The following is a 15,911-nucleotide window of genomic DNA, read 5'->3' as shown; positions in this document are numbered from 1 at the left end:
GCTGGTCAGTGGTGCTGGCGGGCCGGTGTGGTGGTGGCCATGTCGATGACGGAGCGGATGGCGGCCTGGTCCAAAGCTGATCGCGCGAAGTGGACTTGGCGGTGGATGAGGCCGTCGACGAGGATGACGTAGTGTTCGGCGGCTGCCACGGTGGCTGGGCGACCCGCTGCGGCGAATCGGGTTCGGACCAACTCGATGAACGCTCCCCGTTGCTGCTCGAATCGGTCATGCAATGCCGGGTTGGTGTGGCTTTCACTGAGCAGGTAGTGGCGTGCGATGACGCGGAATTGGGCTGCGGGTTCGGTCATCGCGGCGATGAAGGCGACGAACGCCTCGGTCAGGTCGGCGGCCGACCAGATCTTTCGCGCGAGGAAATGTTGCTGTGCGACCGCCATGTCTTGGGTGAAGAGTTCGTCGAGGGCGAGTTCGAGCAGTCGCTGGCGGGTCGGCGCATGGTAGTTGACCGACCCGGGTGTGAGGTCGGCTGCGCTGTCGACAGCGCGGTGGGTGAGCCCGCGAACTCCAGCATCGCCCAGTACCTGCAGGGCAGCCTGGGCAATCTGCCTGCGCCGTTGCTCGGAGTCGCGCCGCGGCGTGCGCTGTTGTGCCACGTCACAGAATGTAGCCAACCACCCGATTCCCATCAGGACACCGCCTACTCTCAACATGTGTTGAGAGATAGGAAAGTCGGGCGACGCAGCTTTTTCTCACTGGCTGCCGCAGCGGGTGCAGGGCTGGCCGCGCCACGTGCTGCGGCCGCCCCCACCGACGACCGGTCCAACCTGCGCTATCACGGGTATACGGCCGAGGACGCCGCGCAGCCGTATGCGCGATTCATGGCAACCCGCACCGATCCGCCTCTGGAGTCGGTGGCGGCCAAGTACATCAGGCCGCCGACACCACCGGCTCGGATTCCGGAGTTCTCTTTGCTGACAAGCGATCTGGCTGCTGATGGCTACTCTGCGGTGGAAACGGGATACGGGCAGTCCACGACTGGAGTTGTGTGGGTTGCAGTACACACGCCGATGCCGGGAGCCACCGCGGCGATGTGGGATTGGTGGTTCGGATGGTACTCGGTCGAGTCGGCGCGCTACAAGCTCTGGCATCCCGACGCGCACATGTATGCGAGCCAGGCCGTGGACCGCTCGGCCGAGCCGATCTCGGACCGGGACAAGTACATCGGCAACATCTCCTATGTCGATGAGTATGTCGGCCCGAAACTGCAGCAACTCGCCATCGCGTTCAAAGATCCCCTCGCTCACGGGTTCGCGGTCCCGGTTGGTCAGACGGTGATCCTGGCACGGGTCGGCAGTGCGGTGGCGCCGGTCGATCTGGGGTGGCTTGCCCACCAGGTCCGCCCGATCGACGGTGGGTGCGAGATGCGCAGCCGCTTCTACCTCAACATCTACGACCTGCACATTCCCGACCCCGCCCAGGCGGGCCGCGCGATCCAACGAGGAGCGGTCGCCGATCCGGCAGACCTGAGGGTCGGTACCGACCTCGCACGTGAGCTGCTGCTGCATTGCGGACAGGAGATGCATCACCTGTCGCGGTTCCTGCCGCAACTGCATCAGGAGTTCGGAACCTGAGTGGCGGCGCTTGCCGCCGGTACCCATGGACGGATTTCGTCTACGACCGCTGACCGGAGTTCAAGCTTCCTCGTCTAGGCGGATTTGCGGTTGGTGTCGAGCGTGTGCCCGGCGGCGCGGAGCGCGGTGAGGGCTGTGGTGACCGTTTGGATCGTCTGTTCGTCAAGGACCACGCCGATCCTCTTTTCAAGTTCGCGGTCGAAGATGGTCGTGGCTTGGTCGAGGATCTGTTGCCCGGTGGCGGTGAGGACGACAAGTGAGGATCGGCGGTCGTTCGGGTTGGCGCGGCGGGCGCAGAGACCGGCGGCTTCGATACGGTCGACCACTTTGCTGGTGCCTCCGACGGTGATGGAGAACTCTGCGGCGATGTCCTGGACCCGGCTGCTGCCGTGTCGGGCCAGCAATCGCAGGATCTCGAACCAGGGTAGCTGCAGATCGCATTCGGCGCGCAGGGTGGCGTCGATAGCGTTCCACAGTTCGATCTCGTAGCGGATCAGGTTGTCGTACAGCGACTTCAGATCGGTCATCATCACTATTTCCGTTGGTCTGTGGTGGTGGTGCTCGCGGTGGATGCCGCCACCTGGCGGGCGGCAAGCCCACCGCGAGCTCTGTCAGTCGGCGACGCCGTCGAAGGAGGTGACCTTGTCGATGCGGCCGCGGACGACGACCACGCCGGGACCGCCGTTGCGGTCGGCGCATTCCTCGGCGCGGTCTTCGCCCATGTAACGCGCGCCCAGGCGCCCGGCCCAATACCGCACCTCGTCGGGGTCCTCGGAAATCGTGACATGGCCCCGCAGGACGGCGAATGCGTACGGGGCTGGTCGTCGTCCACCGATAGGGCGAAGCGTGGGTCGCGAGCGAGGTTGCGGCCCTTGACCGAGTTTTTGCCGGTCTGGAAGACGAGGTCGTCGCCGACGAGGGCGAACCACAGCGGGGCGATGTGCGGGCCGCCGTCGGCGGTGACGGTGGCGAGTTTGCCGGTGCGCGTTCCGTGGGAGATGAACGCGCGCCACTGTTGGTCGGTCATAGTTGGCATAGAGACCCGTTCTTTCCGTTTCGGCAGGTGTCGAGGAGGAAGCGCCCGTCCGCGAGATGATGGGCGGGCGGGTTCAGCGACCCCAGAAGTAGTCTTCGGCGGCCGGGTCGGCGGAGAACAGCCACATCTCGACGATCTTGCCGTCGGCGATGCGCAGCAGATCCACCCCGTCCATGGCCATGGCCAGATCATCGCGTCGGCCCGAGAAGTGCAGGGTGGCCGCGACGAGGTTGCCGTTGCCCATGAGGGTGTGGATGGTGTCGATGGCGAAGCTGCCCTGACTGGCCGCCATCATGGCGCCGAGCATCGCGAACACCGCGTCGCGGCCCTTGTGGTCGCCGGAGAACTGGTTGGCGCCGGGCTGGTGCCAGACGATGTCCTCGGCCAGCAGATCGCCGAGGGCGGCTATGTCACCGTTCTGCACGGCCTGGAAGTAGGTGTGGGCGAGGTCGATATTGGTGTTGCTCATGCGATTTCACTCCTTGTGGGTTGAGCTACGGGTATCGGGGCGACTGCTGTGGGCGGGCGGCGGCCGCCATGTGCCGTGGGTTGTGTTCGGTCAGTTCGCGGGGGCGGGCATGGAGAACACGCCGAAGTGGTTGCCGGTGTTGTCGCGCAGGCGGCCGAAGGTGACCCCGGCGGCGTCGGTGACCGGTTCCATGAGCACTTCGGCGCCGAGGTTGATGGCGCGGTCGATGGTTTCGGCGACATCGGCGACCAGGACGTAGAAGATGGCGTAGTCGGCGAACTTGCCGCCGGATTCGAAGATGCCGCCGGTGGGCTGCGGGGTGCCCCGGGTGAGTACGGCGTGGTAGTTCACGCCCGGCAAATCGGTGTTGAGCTTGAAGTTCCAGTCGAACAGCTCGCCGTAGAACTTCTTCACTTCTTCGGTCTTGTCGGTGCCGAACTCGAACCAGGCGACCGAGTTGATGGCGGGAACACTCATGGGATTCCACTCTGTCTCGTCTCGGGATGCACCCCTCGTGGGTTGCGAGGGCAACCGTAGCAAACTATATTCCATGGAAGCAACTTCCATGTTTGTGTATTCCCGGTCACGTCGCCGGCGACAGCGAGTACGGGCTCGAACGTGATTCCCTGCCCGCCGAAGGAGGCACGATGACAAGCGACGAGGTACGCACCGACACCGACGGCCACCACCTGCCGGTGAGCTCATCGGATCGAGCGCGCATCGAGCGCCCCGATCAGCCGTTGGCGATCGAGGTCCACGGCGCGAAGGTGCACAACCTCGCCGACATCGACGTGACGGTGCCGCTGCGCACACTGGTCGCGGTGGCGGGAGTATCGGGGTCGGGTAAGTCGTCGCTGGCGATGGGAGTGTTGTACGCGGAGGGATCGCGCCGCTACCTCGAGGCGTTGTCGACCTACACCCGCCGGCGCATGGCGCAGGCGCCACGCGCGGCGGTCGACAGTGTCGAGCACGTGCCCGCGGCGTTGGCGTTGCGGCAGCGCCCCGGTGTGCCCGGGGTGCGCAGCACCTTCGGCACCTCGACCGAGCTGCTCAACGTGCTGCGGCTGATGTATTCACGCCTCGGATCGCACTGCTGCCCCAACGGGCATCGTCTCGACCCCACCATCGACGTGGCGCTCAACCGCGATCTGACCTGCCCGGTGTGCGGGGCCACCTTCTATCCACCGGGCGCGGAATCCCTCGCGTTCAACTCCGACGGTGCATGCCCACGCTGCTCGGGGACCAGGGTGGTGCGCGAGGTGGACGAGCAGGCCCTGGTGCCCGACCCGTCGCGGAGCATCGACCAGGGCGCGGTCGCTCCGTGGTCGATGTTCGGATTGACGGTGATGCCGCAGGTCGTCGCCGAGATGGGTGTGCGTACCGATGTCCCGTACACGGAGCTGACCGCCACCGAACACGACATCGTGATGCACGGACCGGCCGAGAAACGCCACATCAAGGTTCCCACGAAGAACGGCAAGCTGTTCGAGATGAACTTCACCTACCGCAACGCGGTGCTGGCGGTGCAGGAAGCACTCGACAAGGCCATCAACGAGCGCGGCCTGGCCCGGGTGAACAAGTTCATCAGCACCCACACCTGCCCAGCCTGCCGTGGCACCCGCCTCAGCGACAAGGCTCTCGAATCGCAGGTCGACGGCATCAACCTCGCCCAGGCCACCGCCAAGACCCTCGACGAACTCACCGCCTGGGCGCCCACCCTCGAGAACACCCTGCCCCCAGAGATGGGGCAGATGGCCCGCAATCTCGTCGACAAGCTCGTCGAGATGGCCCAGCGTCTGCTCGATCTGGGATTGGGATATCTGAGCCTGGACCGGGCGAGCTCGACCTTGTCGACCGGGGAACGCCAACGTGTCCAGCTGGCCCGCGCGGTGCGTAACCAGACCACCGGGGTGCTCTATGTCCTCGACGAACCCTCCATCGGCCTGCACCCGTCCAACGTCGAAGGCCTGCTCGGAGTCATGCGCGATCTGCTGCGCGAGGGCAACTCGGTGGTCTGCGTCGACCACGACGTCCAACTCCTGCGCCAGGCCGACTGGCTCATCGAGATGGGCCCCGGCTCCGGCCGTGAAGGTGGTCGGGTGCTGGCCACCGGCAGCCCCACCGCCCTCGGGGACGACCCGGTATCGCTGCTCGGCGGTTTCCTCACCGGCCGTGAACCGGTCGTCGTGCGCTCCCGCGCCCGCGCCGAGAACATGTTCGAGCACGGCCGAATCCAGCTGTCGACCCGCCCCCTGCACACCGTCCACGCCCTGGACGCCACCATCCCGCAGGGACGGATCACCGCGGTGACCGGTGTCTCCGGCTCGGGCAAGACCACCCTGATCCTCGACAGCCTTGTCCCCGCCCTCGACGCCCACCTCGCCGGCAGCGCACTGCCCGCCCACGTCACCACCATCGACGCTCCCGCAATCACCCGCGTCGACATGGTCGACGCCACCCCCATCGGGGTCAATGTCCGCTCTACCGTCGCGACCTACAGCGGCGTCCTCGACGAGCTGCGCCGCGCCTACGCCGCCACCCCCGCCGCCGCCGAAGCCGGGTTGACCGCCGCGGACTTCTCCTACAACACCGGCTCGCTGCGCTGCCCCCGCTGCGAAGGCGCCGGCCAAGTCTCCCTGGACGTGCAGTTCCTGCCCGACGTCGACATCGACTGCCCCGAATGCGGCGGCACCCGCTACGCACCCACCGCCAGCGAAATGCTGCGCCTTACCCCAGACGCACCGGACGAGGAAGGAATCTCCCTACCCGACCTGCTCACTCGCACCGTCACCGAAGCCATCGAACTCACCGGCGACATCCGCCGCGTCCGCACCCGGCTACAGGCCTTGATCGACCTCGGCCTGGGCTACCTCATTCTCGGTGAAGCCACCCCCGCGTTGTCCGGCGGCGAAGCCCAACGGCTCAAACTCGCCACGGAACTCGGCCGCGACCAGACCGACACCCTCTTCATCTTCGATGAACCCAGCGTCGGGCTGCACCCCCTCGACATCCGCACCCTGCTCAGGGTCATCGGACGCCTCAACACCAACGGCGCCACGGTCATCGTCATCGAACACGACCTCGACATGATCGCCAACGCCGACCACATCATCGACATGGGACCCGACGGCGGCGCCGCCGGCGGCCGCATCATCGCCACCGGAACCCCCAACGACATCGCCGCCAACCCCCACAGCATCACCGGCCGCTACCTCACCGACCACCTTCATGCACAGCCGACTGGTCATGCCGCGGCGGAAGCGACCCGGTCGGGGTCGGCATCGAACCCTCAGAACAGGGTGTCGCGCACCCGCAGAGGCCGGTAACCGGTCGGTCCGAGCTGGGCGAGTTCAGCGTCGATGTCGACCTCGATCGCACCGAAGAAGTTGCTGCTAGCGCTGTGCGCGGGGCTGATATGGGCCAGCACCTCGTCATCGATGCGCCGCCCCTCGCGGCGCATCTGCTCCACAGCCAGCCCGTAATACTCTGCGGTCCAGGCGATCACGGCGTTGGTGGCCAGGGTCAGACACCACGCCTGTTCGGTCTGGGACTCCAGGTGCCGGGCGCGGATCATGCCCTCGTGGGCGTAGAGCAGATCCCGCCGCAGGGCGTGCAGGGATTCGCCCTTGTTGAGCTGGCGGGAGATCTTGCGCCGATAGTCCGGATCCGACAGGTACTTCGCGGCGTAAATCGTTCTGCGCAATGCCCCGTACCCCTTGAGCGCTGCGGCGAGGGCGTTCTGCCTCCCGGACGCCGACAACTTGCCGACCAGCAGTGATGCAGTGGCGTGCCCGAACTTCAGCGAACCGGCCAACCGGAGCAGGTCGTAGTAATGCGCGGCGATCAGATCCAGATTCAGCTTCCGCGTCAGCAGACCTCCCGCGTGCGGAAACCGCGATTCCGCCTCGGCGCGCGCGCCCGGCCGGTACAGGGTGATGCGGCCCAGATCACGGATGCGCGGCGAGAGCTAACGCCACATCAGCTGGACTGAGGGTGAAATACCGGAACAGCTCCTCGCGGCTGATCTCGGGGAACTCCCGAAGTCGCTGCAACTCCTCATCCGCGAATACCCGCGTTGCCACGAACCCAGCCCTCCGGCACACCGACCAACCTCATCGGCAGCCAAGCCGAGCACCAACCACCTCACACCGCATCCGGAACCGCTGAATTACCCTCTACCGGTGCACATCCCGAACGTCGTTGGATTTTCGGCGATTACTACCGGGACCCCCGATAGAAATATCGTCGCATTATGTCAATGAATCACTGGCGGACGTGTCGCACGCTCTCCGCTCGGCGCGCGAGAAACCGCACGGCAGCACGCTCAGCAACATTCGGGCTAGAGGGTCGGGCCCCCGTCACCTCGGATTGACACCCTCGGGACGCGCGGAAGAGACGCCGAGCGGGTCGCCCCAGTCAGCTGAAAGGCCGACGATGCGTAGGGAAAGCATCACTCGCTGGGACGATTGCCAGGTTCGAAATGCTGGTAGCGAGTAACCGTTCGGCGCGGCCGGTCCATGCGCAACTCACTGCTACGACATCTGGCGAACTTTCAGCGTTTCGTTGTATGTCTCGCCCGGGTAACAGCGTATGGTCGCGCTATGCCGACAGCGACGTCGATCGACACCGGAGCCGAACATCTCGCTTGCTGGGTCACCGTCGTCGGGCAACGCCTACACCAGTTGCCGACAGGAAACCCGGATGTCCTGCTCGCCCACGCTATGAGCGGATTCCTCGCGATCGGCCGAGCGAGCATGGCCCTGCTGACCACCTCCCTGAATCCAACCGATATCCGAGACCACGATCTCGTTTTCGAAATCACGGCCGACGCGGAGCGGTGGCTCACCGACGCGGCCACGGAATCGGTTGTCAACCAGGTCACCGACCGCGGCGAGCACATTCAGCGCTACCTCAGCCCCGCCGCGCTCGACACCGTGGCCAAGGCGCGCTTGCGGCACTGCGCACAGGCGACGGCGATTCATACCCGGGATCTGCTGATCGGCATCGACAACGACCCCACCGTGCCGGCCGAGATCCGGGACCTCGCCCGCGATCTCGCCGCCCGCGCGAACGTCATCGCCACGGTCTACGCCGACGACCCGCAACAGCTGCTCTCGATGACCAACCGTTGATCCACCCGCGCGAATCCGCGGGAAGCGCATAGCCGGGAGAAGATCGACAATGGTGGTATGGCGACGGTGCTGTTGGGCGGCGACGTCATGCTGGGCCGGGGTGTGGATCAGATTCTGCCGCATCCTGGCGAACCGACGCTGCGCGAACGGTGCGTCGACGATGCGCGCACATATGTCGCGTTGGCCGAGCGCGCGAATGGCGCGTTCGCTTACCCTGTCGATTTCCGCCGACCTTGGGGTGATGTTCTTTCGCTCCTCGCGCAGGTCGACCCAGAGGTGCGGTTGATCAACCTGGAGACCTCGATCACCGCGGACGGCGCCTTCGCGCCGGGCAAAGGCGTCCACTACCGGATGAACCCGGACAACGTGCCGGTGTTGACCGCGATCGCGCCGGTCGTCTGCGCTCTGGCCAACAATCATGTCCTGGATTTCGGTATCCCGGGGCTGGTCGACACGCTCGAAGCGCTCGATACCGCGGGCATCAGCCGTGCCGGGGCTGGCGCGGATCTGAACGAGGCGCAAGCCCCAGCGATAGTGGAACTCGGCCACGAACATCGGGTGGTGATCGTCTCGGTCGCCGGTGGATCGAGCGGGGTTCCGGAATTCTGGGCGGCGCGTAACAACCGGCCAGGGCTGTGGCGGGTCGGCGAATCACCGAGCGCTCGTGCCGCCGATGCGGTAGCCGCAAAAGTATTGGCGCACAAGCGTGACCACGACATCACGATCGTCTCCGTCCATTGGGGACCGAATTGGGGTTACGGAGTAGCGCTGAGCGAAAAACAGTTCGCACATCGCTTGATCGATGCCGGGGTCGACGTCGTGCACGGACATTCCGCACACCATCCCCGGCCGATCGAAATCTACCGCGGCAAACCTATTCTGTACGGGTGCGGCGACGTCATCGATGACTATGAGGGCATCAGCGGCCACGAACGGTACCGCACCGAATTGCATTTGTTGTATCTCGTGTCCATCGATGCCGACGCGGTGGAGCTGCGCATGATTCCGCTGCGCGAACGGCACATGCGTCTCGAGTGGGCCGCCCGCGGCGAATCGCACTGGCTGTGCGAGTTGATGGCGCACATCAGCCGTGGTTTCGGAACCCGCGTGGCGTCGCGTCCGGACGACTTCCCCGTCGTGTTCAACGCCGCACAACGGTGAGATGGCGGTGGAACCAGTCGCGGGCGAGATCCGCGACCTGCTCCAGCGCACCGGGCTCCTCGAACAGATGTGTCGCGCCGGGCACCACATCGACCTCGCTCGGGCACGGCATCCGCAGCCGGGCCGCCCGGTTGGCCTCCAGCACCCACTGGTCGTCGCCGCCGACGATGAGCAAAGTGGGCGCACGGACCAGCGCCAGCCGCGGACCGGCCAGGTCGGGCCGACCTCCGCGGGAGACGATGGCGGCGATCTCGGTGCCGGGTTCGGTGGCCGCCCACAGCGCCGCACCGGCGCCGGTGCTCGCTCCGAAGTAGCCGGTGGGTAGTCCGGTCAGTTCCGGGCGCGTCCGCAGCCAGCGGGTCACCTCGACGAGGCGATGGGCGAGCAACTCGATGTCGAATACCCGCGAGCGGACCCCCTCCTCGTCCGGGGCCAGCAGGTCGACCAGCATTGTTGCGAACCCCGCCCGGTTCAGGACCTCGGCGACGAACCGATTTCTCGGACTGTGCCTGCCGCTACCGCTGCCGTGCGCGAAGGCGATCAGTCCGGTGCAGTCCTGCGGGACGGCCAGCACCCCCGCCAGACGGATGGACTCCGGCGGCACCATGACCTCTTCTGTCCGCGTCAGGGGATAAGGTGCGGACGACATCGAAACACCTCCTGTATCCGGCGTACCCGATCAGGCCGGTCGTGCGCAAGAGGGGGCGGAAGGCGTCGTCAATTGCCCCTGGTCAGTCCGCGGGGTCGGCCTCCGGAGACGGTTTCGATGTGATCACCTGGACACGCCACGGCATGCGGAAAAGACCCGTCGAATCGCTGCGGACCCACTGCGCGACAGCGGCGACGGCGGAGCCCAGCGCCGTAAAGCCGGCAAGCAGTGCCCAGTGTGTGAGAGTCGCGGAGGTGTAGGCGACCTGCCCGATGCCGGGCACCGCGAGTTTGCCGTTGCCGAAGGCCCAGTTCATGAACGATCCGATCTGACCGCCCAGATCCGAGGTGCGCGAGACCATCCCCTTCAACTCGGCGCTTTTGCTGTTGATGTGGAGCACGGTGATCAGTACGAACAACGCGGTGGCCAGCGAGGAGAACAACGCCAGGCGGGTGATCGCCTCGATACGAAGCCGCAAATTGATCAACACCGCCAAGACGGTGATGACGATGGCCGCGCTGGCGAGGATGGCCCAGAACCCGGTGATCTGCGCGGCGCGCGGTCTGTGTGATGACCAGACGTTCAGGTACACCGTGGTGATCTGCATCCGGCCGAAGGCATTGACGGTGACTCTGCCGTCGGGACCTCTGACGGTGATCCACGCCTGGAACAGCAGTACGAGCGTCACCAAGTTGCCAACCGCCGCGGCGACATAGCCCCAGTGCCCACGCAGCGCGACCTGATAGGCCTTCGGCCCGTGTGGCCCGGTGCCGCTCGCCCCTGGTTCCGGCGTGCCGGTCCTATCCTGGGTTTCGTTCGCCCCCCAGGGAGTTGGCTGCACCATAGCGCCAGTTTATGGTCGGGGCGGTATCGGAGTTCGTTCGGTGACTCACCTCCAGTGGGAAGGCTGCACCACAGGCGGGTGACCCAGCCGAGTTCGCCGCGATGGGAGAACGGGTTCGGTCGGTCCGCAGCGACTTCACTTGTGCGTGCACGGTCCCGTCGCGGGGCGGCGACTACATGCCGATAAGGGCGGATCTCTATTGCGCACCGATCCTGATGCGTAACTCGCCTCATGCATTGCCGACGGTTTTCGTGGACATTGCTGGACCAGCGGTATTTTTTGCCCGGTTCTTCGAGGTCGCTGCCCCGGAAAACCCACCCGGGGTGATCTCCCCGTTACTCCGGAGGACGGAACTTGACGTTTCCTTGCCTAGCGCTCGCCGTCCATAGGGTGAACCATGAAATCCGTGAGTCAGACGTAAGAGTTCACCCAAGTTGAAGGATCACAATGTCCACCAGAATCACGAAAATCTGCGCCGCAACCGCCATGGTTCTCTCATTGGGCCTTATCGCAGGTCCCGCCGCTTCCGCCGAAACGCCATCCGAAGCGGCGACGCCGGCTTTCGGCTCGGTCTTTGTCTGCCTTCCTCTCGGTAGCGTTGTGTGGTGCATCTGAGGCCATTTGCTGGGCCACATAGGTGGCCTGTTTCACTGAATTCGAGGTCCGTACCAGATGAGTAAGGAGGCACAGCCCAGCAGCTGTCGCCGTCCATCGATCAGCCGAGGCGGCGACGCTGCCGATCGAAACCGAAACGAACACCCGCCGCTCGAACCGTACTCCGGCGGGCGGCAACCTTTCCGGCGTGCTCGAGCCGAATTCGGCGGTGAGCCGCCTTTCGCGGAGTCAACGATCTGGATGTCGCGTCGCGACCAGCCGTAGCGGCCCCAGTATCCCGATCGCCAACCCATCTTCTTCTCGCCCACCGGGCGCTCGCACTGTATTCAGGTCACCTCCGTACGAGATGTCACACTCGGCGTCCGCGCGTCGTCTACTCGCCGGACAATCCACACGGAGGAGGTTGCGATGCGAATCGCGGTTGTCGGTGCAAGCGGTCGGATCGGCCGCGAGGTGGCCGACGTGCTGACGAAGCAAGGCCACGAGGTGCTCGGGGTCAGCCGAGCGACAGGCGTGGACGTCTACACGGCAGAGGGGCTGGCAGAGGCGCTGGCCGGGGCGGATGTCGTCATCGACTCGGTCAACGCGACGACCACCGAAACGGCGGCGGTGACGGACTTCTTCCGCAGCGTCGCGCGGAACGTGCAACACGCGGCGGCCGCCGCGGGGGTGCGGCGAATCGCACTGGTCTCGATCATCGGGATCGATCAGTTCACGGCCGGGCATTACGCCGGAAAGCTGGCGCAGGAGCATGCCTACCGGGAAGGCCCGGTGCCGGTGCGGATCCTGCGTGCCGCCCAATTCCACGAATTCACCGAGATGATGCTCGACTGGACCACTCGCGGCGACACGGCCTACGTCCCGAAGTACCGGGCTCAGCTCGTCGCTGCCCGCGCCGTCGCGGAGAAGCTGGCCGAAGTGGCCATCGAGGACAGCGGCGCCGCAATGATCGAGATCGCCGGGCCGCATGAACTGGAGCTCGCCGCAGCCGTGGCGAAATTGGCCGCGCGACAAGGCAAACCGGCTCATGTGGAAGAAATCGTCGACGTCGACGACCCGAATCACGAGCTGCAGGCCCGTGGCGCCTTGCTGCCCGGTCCCGAAGCCGTACTCGCCGGACCGACGTTCGAGGAGTGGCTCGACCACAAGTATCCGGCGCAACAGTAGAGGTCACGACTCCCCTTGACTTCAGGTCGACCTCAACTCGCAAGCTGTGGGCACCGTGAAGAAAAGGGGAATCATGACAACGTTCGGAGAAAAGCAGAGCCGTGGTTACGACCGGCGGGCCACTCGGCTGCTCGGTGGCCTGTACCGGCTGATCGCGGCCGATGTCGACGCCGCGACGGCCCAGGGCGCGTGGGTGCTCGACGTAGGGACCGGACCGGGAAAGTTGCTGGCGCGATTGTGTTCTCGACGACCCGACCTGCGGCTGCACGGCGTGGATCTGTCGCCGCACATGATCGAAATCGCCGAACGAACTCTCGCCGGCCGAGCGGAGTTCTCGGTGGGAGACGTCGGCGCGCTGCCCTACCCCGACGACAGCTTCGACCTGGTCGTGTCGAGCCTGAGTCTGCACGAATGGCCCGAGATGCACCGGTCGATCGCGGAGCTGGCGCGAGTGCTGCGGCCCGGCGGCACCGTGGCGATCTACGACTTCCGGTTCGTGCCCGCGGCGCCCGCCTTGAGCGCGTTGCGCGATTCGTTCCCGGCGGCGACGGTGCGCCGGGAAACGGCGCGTCCTCGGCGACATCCGATCGGGCTGTATGCGCGATTCACCGCTCACGCCGCCTAGAGTGCGGGTATGGCGGGCGGCGACATATCGATCGGCGAACTCGCGGCACGTTTCGGCCTGGCCACCCACGTGCTGCGGCACTGGGAGGACGCCGGCTTGCTCGCTCCGCGACGAGATGGCGCTGGCCGCCGCCGATATCGCGACGACGACGCGGAGACGGTCGCGATGATCCTGCTGGGCAAGCAGGTCGGGTTGTCGCTGGACGAGCTCGCCACGCTCTTCGCCGAAGCCTCCGACCGGAGCGCTCGTCGTGCTCTGCTGCGTGCGCACCGCGACCAGCTCGTATTCCACATCGCCCAGGCCACAGCGGCACTCGAGACCATCTCGCATGCGCTGGACTGCGACGCCGAGGACTTCCGCGGCTGCCCGCACTTCCGGGCGAAGGTCGCCGACGCGTTAGCGCTGGCGACCGTAGCAGGCGGTGCGCAGCAGCCTTCGGGAGTCACGAACCGATCAAGGCGCCGAGTGTAAATCGTTATGGCGCACGGATTTCCGCTCTGACGGTTGAGTTTGCGGCGATCCGGGCGACGGCAGGCGATTCGGTGACGAGACGGGGGTTCTGCGCACGTTTTCCCGATTAGGATCGAGTTCTGCGAACAGTCACACAGCCAAGAGTGACACTTCGACTCGATAGAGGTGCCCCGTGAGCAAGACAATTCGAATCCCTGCGGCAGAACTCGCCGACCACATCGGCGAATCGGTCGTCGGGTATGGCACCCTCACCCAAGCGGGAGTGGTCCAGCCGGGCGGCGATCTCGTGGTCGCGGTTTTCGGCGTGGAGACCAATCGGCGCGAAAAGTCGTTCACGCCAGGTCAATTGGTGGAACTGGAAGTCACCGAGTAATCGCGAACACCCATCGGCTGGGTGGAGCCGCATTCGGCTCTACCCAGCCGAGCGAGCGGCTCAGCCGATCAGCGCGTTCATGATCGTCCCCGCGCTGGTGGCTATGACGCCGCCGAGCATGCCGCCGGCGACCATTTTCGCCGACGCGAGTGGACCGCCCTGCCATTTCTCCCAGGCGAATTTCCCTCCCGCGTACATGATTCCGGTGACGCCGGAGAGAATCACGAACCACGTGAAGTACCGGAGCAGCTGGAGGATCTTGTCCGAATTGGGTGGAGCTTCCGGGACGGGATCCTCCACCTGAGCCATCAGGAACGCTTCGACTGCCGTATGGATCATCATTGATCTGTCTCCGTCGCGTTGCGGCTGGACAAGTTATACGCAATCGCTATGACGATCGAAGTATCGCGATCCGCGGAGTATCCGTCAACCCTCCGGACGGACGAGGGCAACCCGCTGCCGGTCGAGAGTTAGCTGGGAATCGGTGTCAGATCGCCGCGGACGGGTAGTGCACGAGTGTGAGCGACGACGGTGACAGCGTGCCGGCCGCTGACTTGGACCCGACGGCCGCGCGGGCGGTGATCGAGCAAGCCAAGGGCGCGGTGATGCTGGCCTACGGAATCGACGCCGGGGAAGCGTTCACCCTGCTGCGGGTACGGTCCCAGGAAACCAATACCAAGCTGCGGATTCTCGCCGCCAGAGTGGCCGCCGAACTGCCGTCCGTCTGCCCGGCGGCGGTGACCACCGAATTGCGCAGCCGCCTCGACCAACTCCTGTGGACGGCGTGAGCAGACGAGTTGGTCGCGGGTCGAGCAAGGCCACGCGCCCCGATCCTGCCGATCATCAGCAACGGCGCTCGCCTGCTCAGGCGGCTGCCCGGAGATTTCCGGACAAATGGTTGTCCAGCGCTGTCCAGGCCGGGCCGGCCCGGGATTGCTACTGCTTCTGGGCGACCGGGAATACTCGCCGGAACGGCAACCAGGTGGTGCCGTCGTCCCGGTACGGGTAGGCAGCCCGTAGCAGTGGGGCGAGCTGGGCGGCGAACTCGCGCCACTCCGCGTCGTCGAGGACGTCGCGGACCGGGCGCAGCGCAGTGCCTGCGACCCAGCCGAGCACCGGGTCGTCACCGGTCAAACGCTGCAGGTAGGTCGTTTCCCACGCGTCGACGGCGCCGCCCGAGTCGGCGAGCACGTCGGCGTATCCCGCCGGATCGAGCACGGCGTGGGGTTCGAGGATGCCCGCCCGTCCGAGTCGGTCGCGCCATTCGCCGCGGGCGGCCACTTGCCGGATGGCTCGATGCGAGGGCGCGTCGAAGTTTCCGGGAACTTGGATGGCCAACCACGCCCCCGCGGGAAGTTGGCGCATCCATTGCGCCAGCAAAGCAGGATGTCCGGGCACCCAGTGCAGGACGGCGTTGGTTATGACGACATCGGTGTCCTCGCCCGGTTGCCAGTTCTCCACGGAGCCGAGCGTCGCTTCGATGCCGCGGCCGCACGCGGCCGCGACCATGTCGGGTGATGAGTCGAGAGCTTGCACGCTCGCGCCAGGCCACCGCTGCACGAGTACGCCGGTGAGATGCCCTGGACCGCAGCCGAGGTCGACCACTCCCCGCGGCTCGGTCGCGCCGACCCTGACCAGCAGGTCGAAGAAGGGACGCGACCGATGGTCGCCGAAAGCCAGGTACTGCTGTGGATCCCACATGGTCCGCTCCCGAATCGCTACCAAACCGTACGTACGTACTGTATTGTTCGAGCGAAAAGGAGAAAACAGACTCGGCATC

General features: G+C 65.8%; 16 protein-coding genes and 4 pseudogenes. 9 read left to right on the top strand and 11 right to left on the bottom strand.

Features of this window, described 5'->3' with window-relative positions:
• Positions 1 to 5 precede the first annotated feature (5 nt).
• On the bottom strand, positions 6 to 308 hold the full coding sequence (locus AB0M45_RS23190) for a hypothetical protein (RefSeq protein ID WP_364332749.1): 303 nt from the start codon (positions 306 to 308) through the stop codon (positions 6 to 8).
• On the opposite strand from AB0M45_RS23190, the gene AB0M45_RS23185 reads away from it, so the two are divergent.
• Positions 228 to 1,589: a hypothetical protein gene (locus AB0M45_RS23185; RefSeq protein ID WP_364332795.1), complete on the top strand. Its 1,362-nt coding sequence runs from the start codon at positions 228 to 230 to the stop codon at positions 1,587 to 1,589. The two genes, AB0M45_RS23190 and AB0M45_RS23185, sit on opposite strands and share 81 nt — an antisense overlap.
• Positions 1,590 to 1,663: 74 nt before the next feature.
• Here the strand turns inward: AB0M45_RS23185 and AB0M45_RS23180 are convergent, their stop codons facing one another.
• The 4 genes and pseudogenes from AB0M45_RS23180 to AB0M45_RS23165 all read right to left on the bottom strand — a co-directional run bounded on the left by AB0M45_RS23180 (position 1,664) and on the right by AB0M45_RS23165 (position 3,571).
• On the bottom strand, positions 1,664 to 2,119 hold the full coding sequence (locus AB0M45_RS23180) for a MarR family winged helix-turn-helix transcriptional regulator (RefSeq protein WP_364332746.1): 456 nt from the start codon (positions 2,117 to 2,119) through the stop codon (positions 1,664 to 1,666).
• A gap of 81 nt (positions 2,120 to 2,200) precedes the next feature.
• Positions 2,201 to 2,625 (bottom strand): annotated as a pseudogene (locus AB0M45_RS23175) (PPOX class F420-dependent oxidoreductase).
• 73 nt (positions 2,626 to 2,698) lie between these two features.
• Positions 2,699 to 3,094, bottom strand: coding sequence for a nuclear transport factor 2 family protein (locus AB0M45_RS23170; protein ID WP_364332743.1), 396 nt, complete (start codon positions 3,092 to 3,094; stop codon positions 2,699 to 2,701).
• Between the two features lie 90 nt (positions 3,095 to 3,184).
• Positions 3,185 to 3,571 (bottom strand): VOC family protein, encoded by a 387-nt coding sequence (locus AB0M45_RS23165; protein ID WP_364332740.1) that lies wholly within the window; start codon positions 3,569 to 3,571, stop codon positions 3,185 to 3,187.
• 170 nt (positions 3,572 to 3,741) lie between these two features.
• Here AB0M45_RS23165 and AB0M45_RS23160 point away from each other — a divergent pair, with 170 nt between their 5' ends.
• Positions 3,742 to 6,420 (top strand): excinuclease ABC subunit UvrA, encoded by a 2,679-nt coding sequence (locus AB0M45_RS23160; protein WP_364332737.1) that lies wholly within the window; start codon positions 3,742 to 3,744, stop codon positions 6,418 to 6,420.
• On the opposite strand, the pseudogene AB0M45_RS23155 reads toward AB0M45_RS23160, so the two are convergent.
• Positions 6,384 to 7,061 (bottom strand): annotated as a pseudogene (locus AB0M45_RS23155) (Tn3 family transposase); the annotation flags it as partial. The gene AB0M45_RS23160 and the pseudogene AB0M45_RS23155 sit on opposite strands and share 37 nt — an antisense overlap.
• On the bottom strand, positions 7,042 to 7,176 hold the full coding sequence (locus tag AB0M45_RS23150; protein ID WP_364332734.1) for a hypothetical protein: 135 nt from the start codon (positions 7,174 to 7,176) through the stop codon (positions 7,042 to 7,044). The gene AB0M45_RS23150 and the pseudogene AB0M45_RS23155, both read right to left, overlap by 20 nt.
• Positions 7,177 to 7,695: 519 nt before the next feature.
• On the opposite strand from AB0M45_RS23150, the gene AB0M45_RS23145 reads away from it, so the two are divergent.
• Both AB0M45_RS23145 and AB0M45_RS23140 read left to right on the top strand, forming a co-directional pair.
• Positions 7,696 to 8,226 carry a hypothetical protein gene (locus AB0M45_RS23145; protein WP_364332731.1) on the top strand — a complete coding sequence of 177 codons (531 nt, stop codon included), beginning with the start codon at positions 7,696 to 7,698 and terminating at the stop codon, positions 8,224 to 8,226.
• 57 nt (positions 8,227 to 8,283) lie between these two features.
• On the top strand, positions 8,284 to 9,387 hold the full coding sequence (locus tag AB0M45_RS23140) for a CapA family protein (protein WP_364332728.1): 1,104 nt from the start codon (positions 8,284 to 8,286) through the stop codon (positions 9,385 to 9,387).
• Here the strand turns inward: AB0M45_RS23140 and AB0M45_RS23135 are convergent.
• Both AB0M45_RS23135 and AB0M45_RS23130 read right to left on the bottom strand, forming a co-directional pair.
• Positions 9,368 to 9,937 (bottom strand): annotated as a pseudogene (locus tag AB0M45_RS23135) (phosphoribosyltransferase); the annotation flags it as partial. The gene AB0M45_RS23140 and the pseudogene AB0M45_RS23135 overlap by 20 nt on opposite strands.
• Positions 9,938 to 10,118: 181 nt before the next feature.
• On the bottom strand, positions 10,119 to 10,880 hold the full coding sequence (locus tag AB0M45_RS23130; protein WP_364332725.1) for a hypothetical protein: 762 nt from the start codon (positions 10,878 to 10,880) through the stop codon (positions 10,119 to 10,121).
• Positions 10,881 to 11,903: 1,023 nt separating this feature from the next.
• On the opposite strand from AB0M45_RS23130, the gene AB0M45_RS23125 reads away from it, so the two are divergent.
• From AB0M45_RS23125 to AB0M45_RS23110, 4 genes are all read left to right on the top strand, one after another.
• Positions 11,904 to 12,662: an NAD(P)H-binding protein gene (locus AB0M45_RS23125; protein WP_364332722.1), complete on the top strand. Its 759-nt coding sequence runs from the start codon at positions 11,904 to 11,906 to the stop codon at positions 12,660 to 12,662.
• Positions 12,663 to 12,735: 73 nt separating this feature from the next.
• A complete protein-coding gene (locus tag AB0M45_RS23120) occupies positions 12,736 to 13,287 on the top strand; it encodes a class I SAM-dependent methyltransferase (protein ID WP_364332719.1) in 552 nt (183 codons plus the stop codon).
• A 9-nt stretch (positions 13,288 to 13,296) separates the two neighbouring features.
• Positions 13,297 to 13,758 carry a MerR family transcriptional regulator gene (locus AB0M45_RS23115; protein WP_364332716.1) on the top strand — a complete coding sequence of 154 codons (462 nt, stop codon included), beginning with the start codon at positions 13,297 to 13,299 and terminating at the stop codon, positions 13,756 to 13,758.
• A gap of 172 nt (positions 13,759 to 13,930) precedes the next feature.
• On the top strand, positions 13,931 to 14,131 hold the full coding sequence (locus AB0M45_RS23110; RefSeq protein WP_364332713.1) for a hypothetical protein: 201 nt from the start codon (positions 13,931 to 13,933) through the stop codon (positions 14,129 to 14,131).
• A 60-nt stretch (positions 14,132 to 14,191) separates the two neighbouring features.
• Here AB0M45_RS23110 and AB0M45_RS23105 read toward each other — a convergent pair whose 3' ends face one another.
• Complete coding sequence (locus AB0M45_RS23105) at positions 14,192 to 14,470, bottom strand: hypothetical protein (RefSeq protein WP_040779098.1); 279 nt, start codon at positions 14,468 to 14,470, stop codon at positions 14,192 to 14,194.
• Positions 14,471 to 14,700: 230 nt separating this feature from the next.
• Between AB0M45_RS23105 and AB0M45_RS23100 the strand changes: the two are divergent.
• Positions 14,701 to 14,919, top strand: a pseudogene (locus tag AB0M45_RS23100) (ANTAR domain-containing protein); the annotation flags it as partial.
• Positions 14,920 to 15,067: 148 nt separating this feature from the next.
• Here the strand turns inward: AB0M45_RS23100 and AB0M45_RS23095 are convergent.
• The gene (locus tag AB0M45_RS23095; protein ID WP_364332710.1) at positions 15,068 to 15,832 is read right to left on the bottom strand and encodes a trans-aconitate 2-methyltransferase; all 765 of its coding nucleotides are present in this window, start codon (positions 15,830 to 15,832) and stop codon (positions 15,068 to 15,070) included.
• Positions 15,833 to 15,911 lie beyond the last annotated feature (79 nt).

This window comes from Nocardia sp. NPDC051787 (assembly GCF_040681325.1).
In the GTDB taxonomy this organism is placed as follows: domain Bacteria; phylum Actinomycetota; class Actinomycetes; order Mycobacteriales; family Mycobacteriaceae; genus Nocardia.
The sequence above is the reverse complement of the archived record's forward strand: the minus strand, read 5'-3'. Positions and strand labels throughout refer to the sequence as shown.

Coding starts and splice junctions, on each gene's coding strand:
- AB0M45_RS23185 (WP_364332795.1), top strand. CDS start 228: ATGCAATGCCGGGTTGGTGTGGCTTTCACTGAGCAGGTAGTGGCGTGC.
- AB0M45_RS23190 (WP_364332749.1), bottom strand. CDS start 308: ATGACCGAACCCGCAGCCCAATTCCGCGTCATCGCACGCCACTACCTG.
- AB0M45_RS23180 (WP_364332746.1), bottom strand. CDS start 2,119: ATGATGACCGATCTGAAGTCGCTGTACGACAACCTGATCCGCTACGAG.
- AB0M45_RS23170 (WP_364332743.1), bottom strand. CDS start 3,094: ATGAGCAACACCAATATCGACCTCGCCCACACCTACTTCCAGGCCGTG.
- AB0M45_RS23165 (WP_364332740.1), bottom strand. CDS start 3,571: ATGAGTGTTCCCGCCATCAACTCGGTCGCCTGGTTCGAGTTCGGCACC.
- AB0M45_RS23160 (WP_364332737.1), top strand. CDS start 3,742: ATGACAAGCGACGAGGTACGCACCGACACCGACGGCCACCACCTGCCG.
- AB0M45_RS23145 (WP_364332731.1), top strand. CDS start 7,696: ATGCCGACAGCGACGTCGATCGACACCGGAGCCGAACATCTCGCTTGC.
- AB0M45_RS23140 (WP_364332728.1), top strand. CDS start 8,284: ATGGCGACGGTGCTGTTGGGCGGCGACGTCATGCTGGGCCGGGGTGTG.
- AB0M45_RS23130 (WP_364332725.1), bottom strand. CDS start 10,880: ATGGTGCAGCCAACTCCCTGGGGGGCGAACGAAACCCAGGATAGGACC.
- AB0M45_RS23125 (WP_364332722.1), top strand. CDS start 11,904: ATGCGAATCGCGGTTGTCGGTGCAAGCGGTCGGATCGGCCGCGAGGTG.
- AB0M45_RS23120 (WP_364332719.1), top strand. CDS start 12,736: ATGACAACGTTCGGAGAAAAGCAGAGCCGTGGTTACGACCGGCGGGCC.
- AB0M45_RS23115 (WP_364332716.1), top strand. CDS start 13,297: ATGGCGGGCGGCGACATATCGATCGGCGAACTCGCGGCACGTTTCGGC.
- AB0M45_RS23105 (WP_040779098.1), bottom strand. CDS start 14,470: ATGATCCATACGGCAGTCGAAGCGTTCCTGATGGCTCAGGTGGAGGAT.
- AB0M45_RS23095 (WP_364332710.1), bottom strand. CDS start 15,832: ATGTGGGATCCACAGCAGTACCTGGCTTTCGGCGACCATCGGTCGCGT.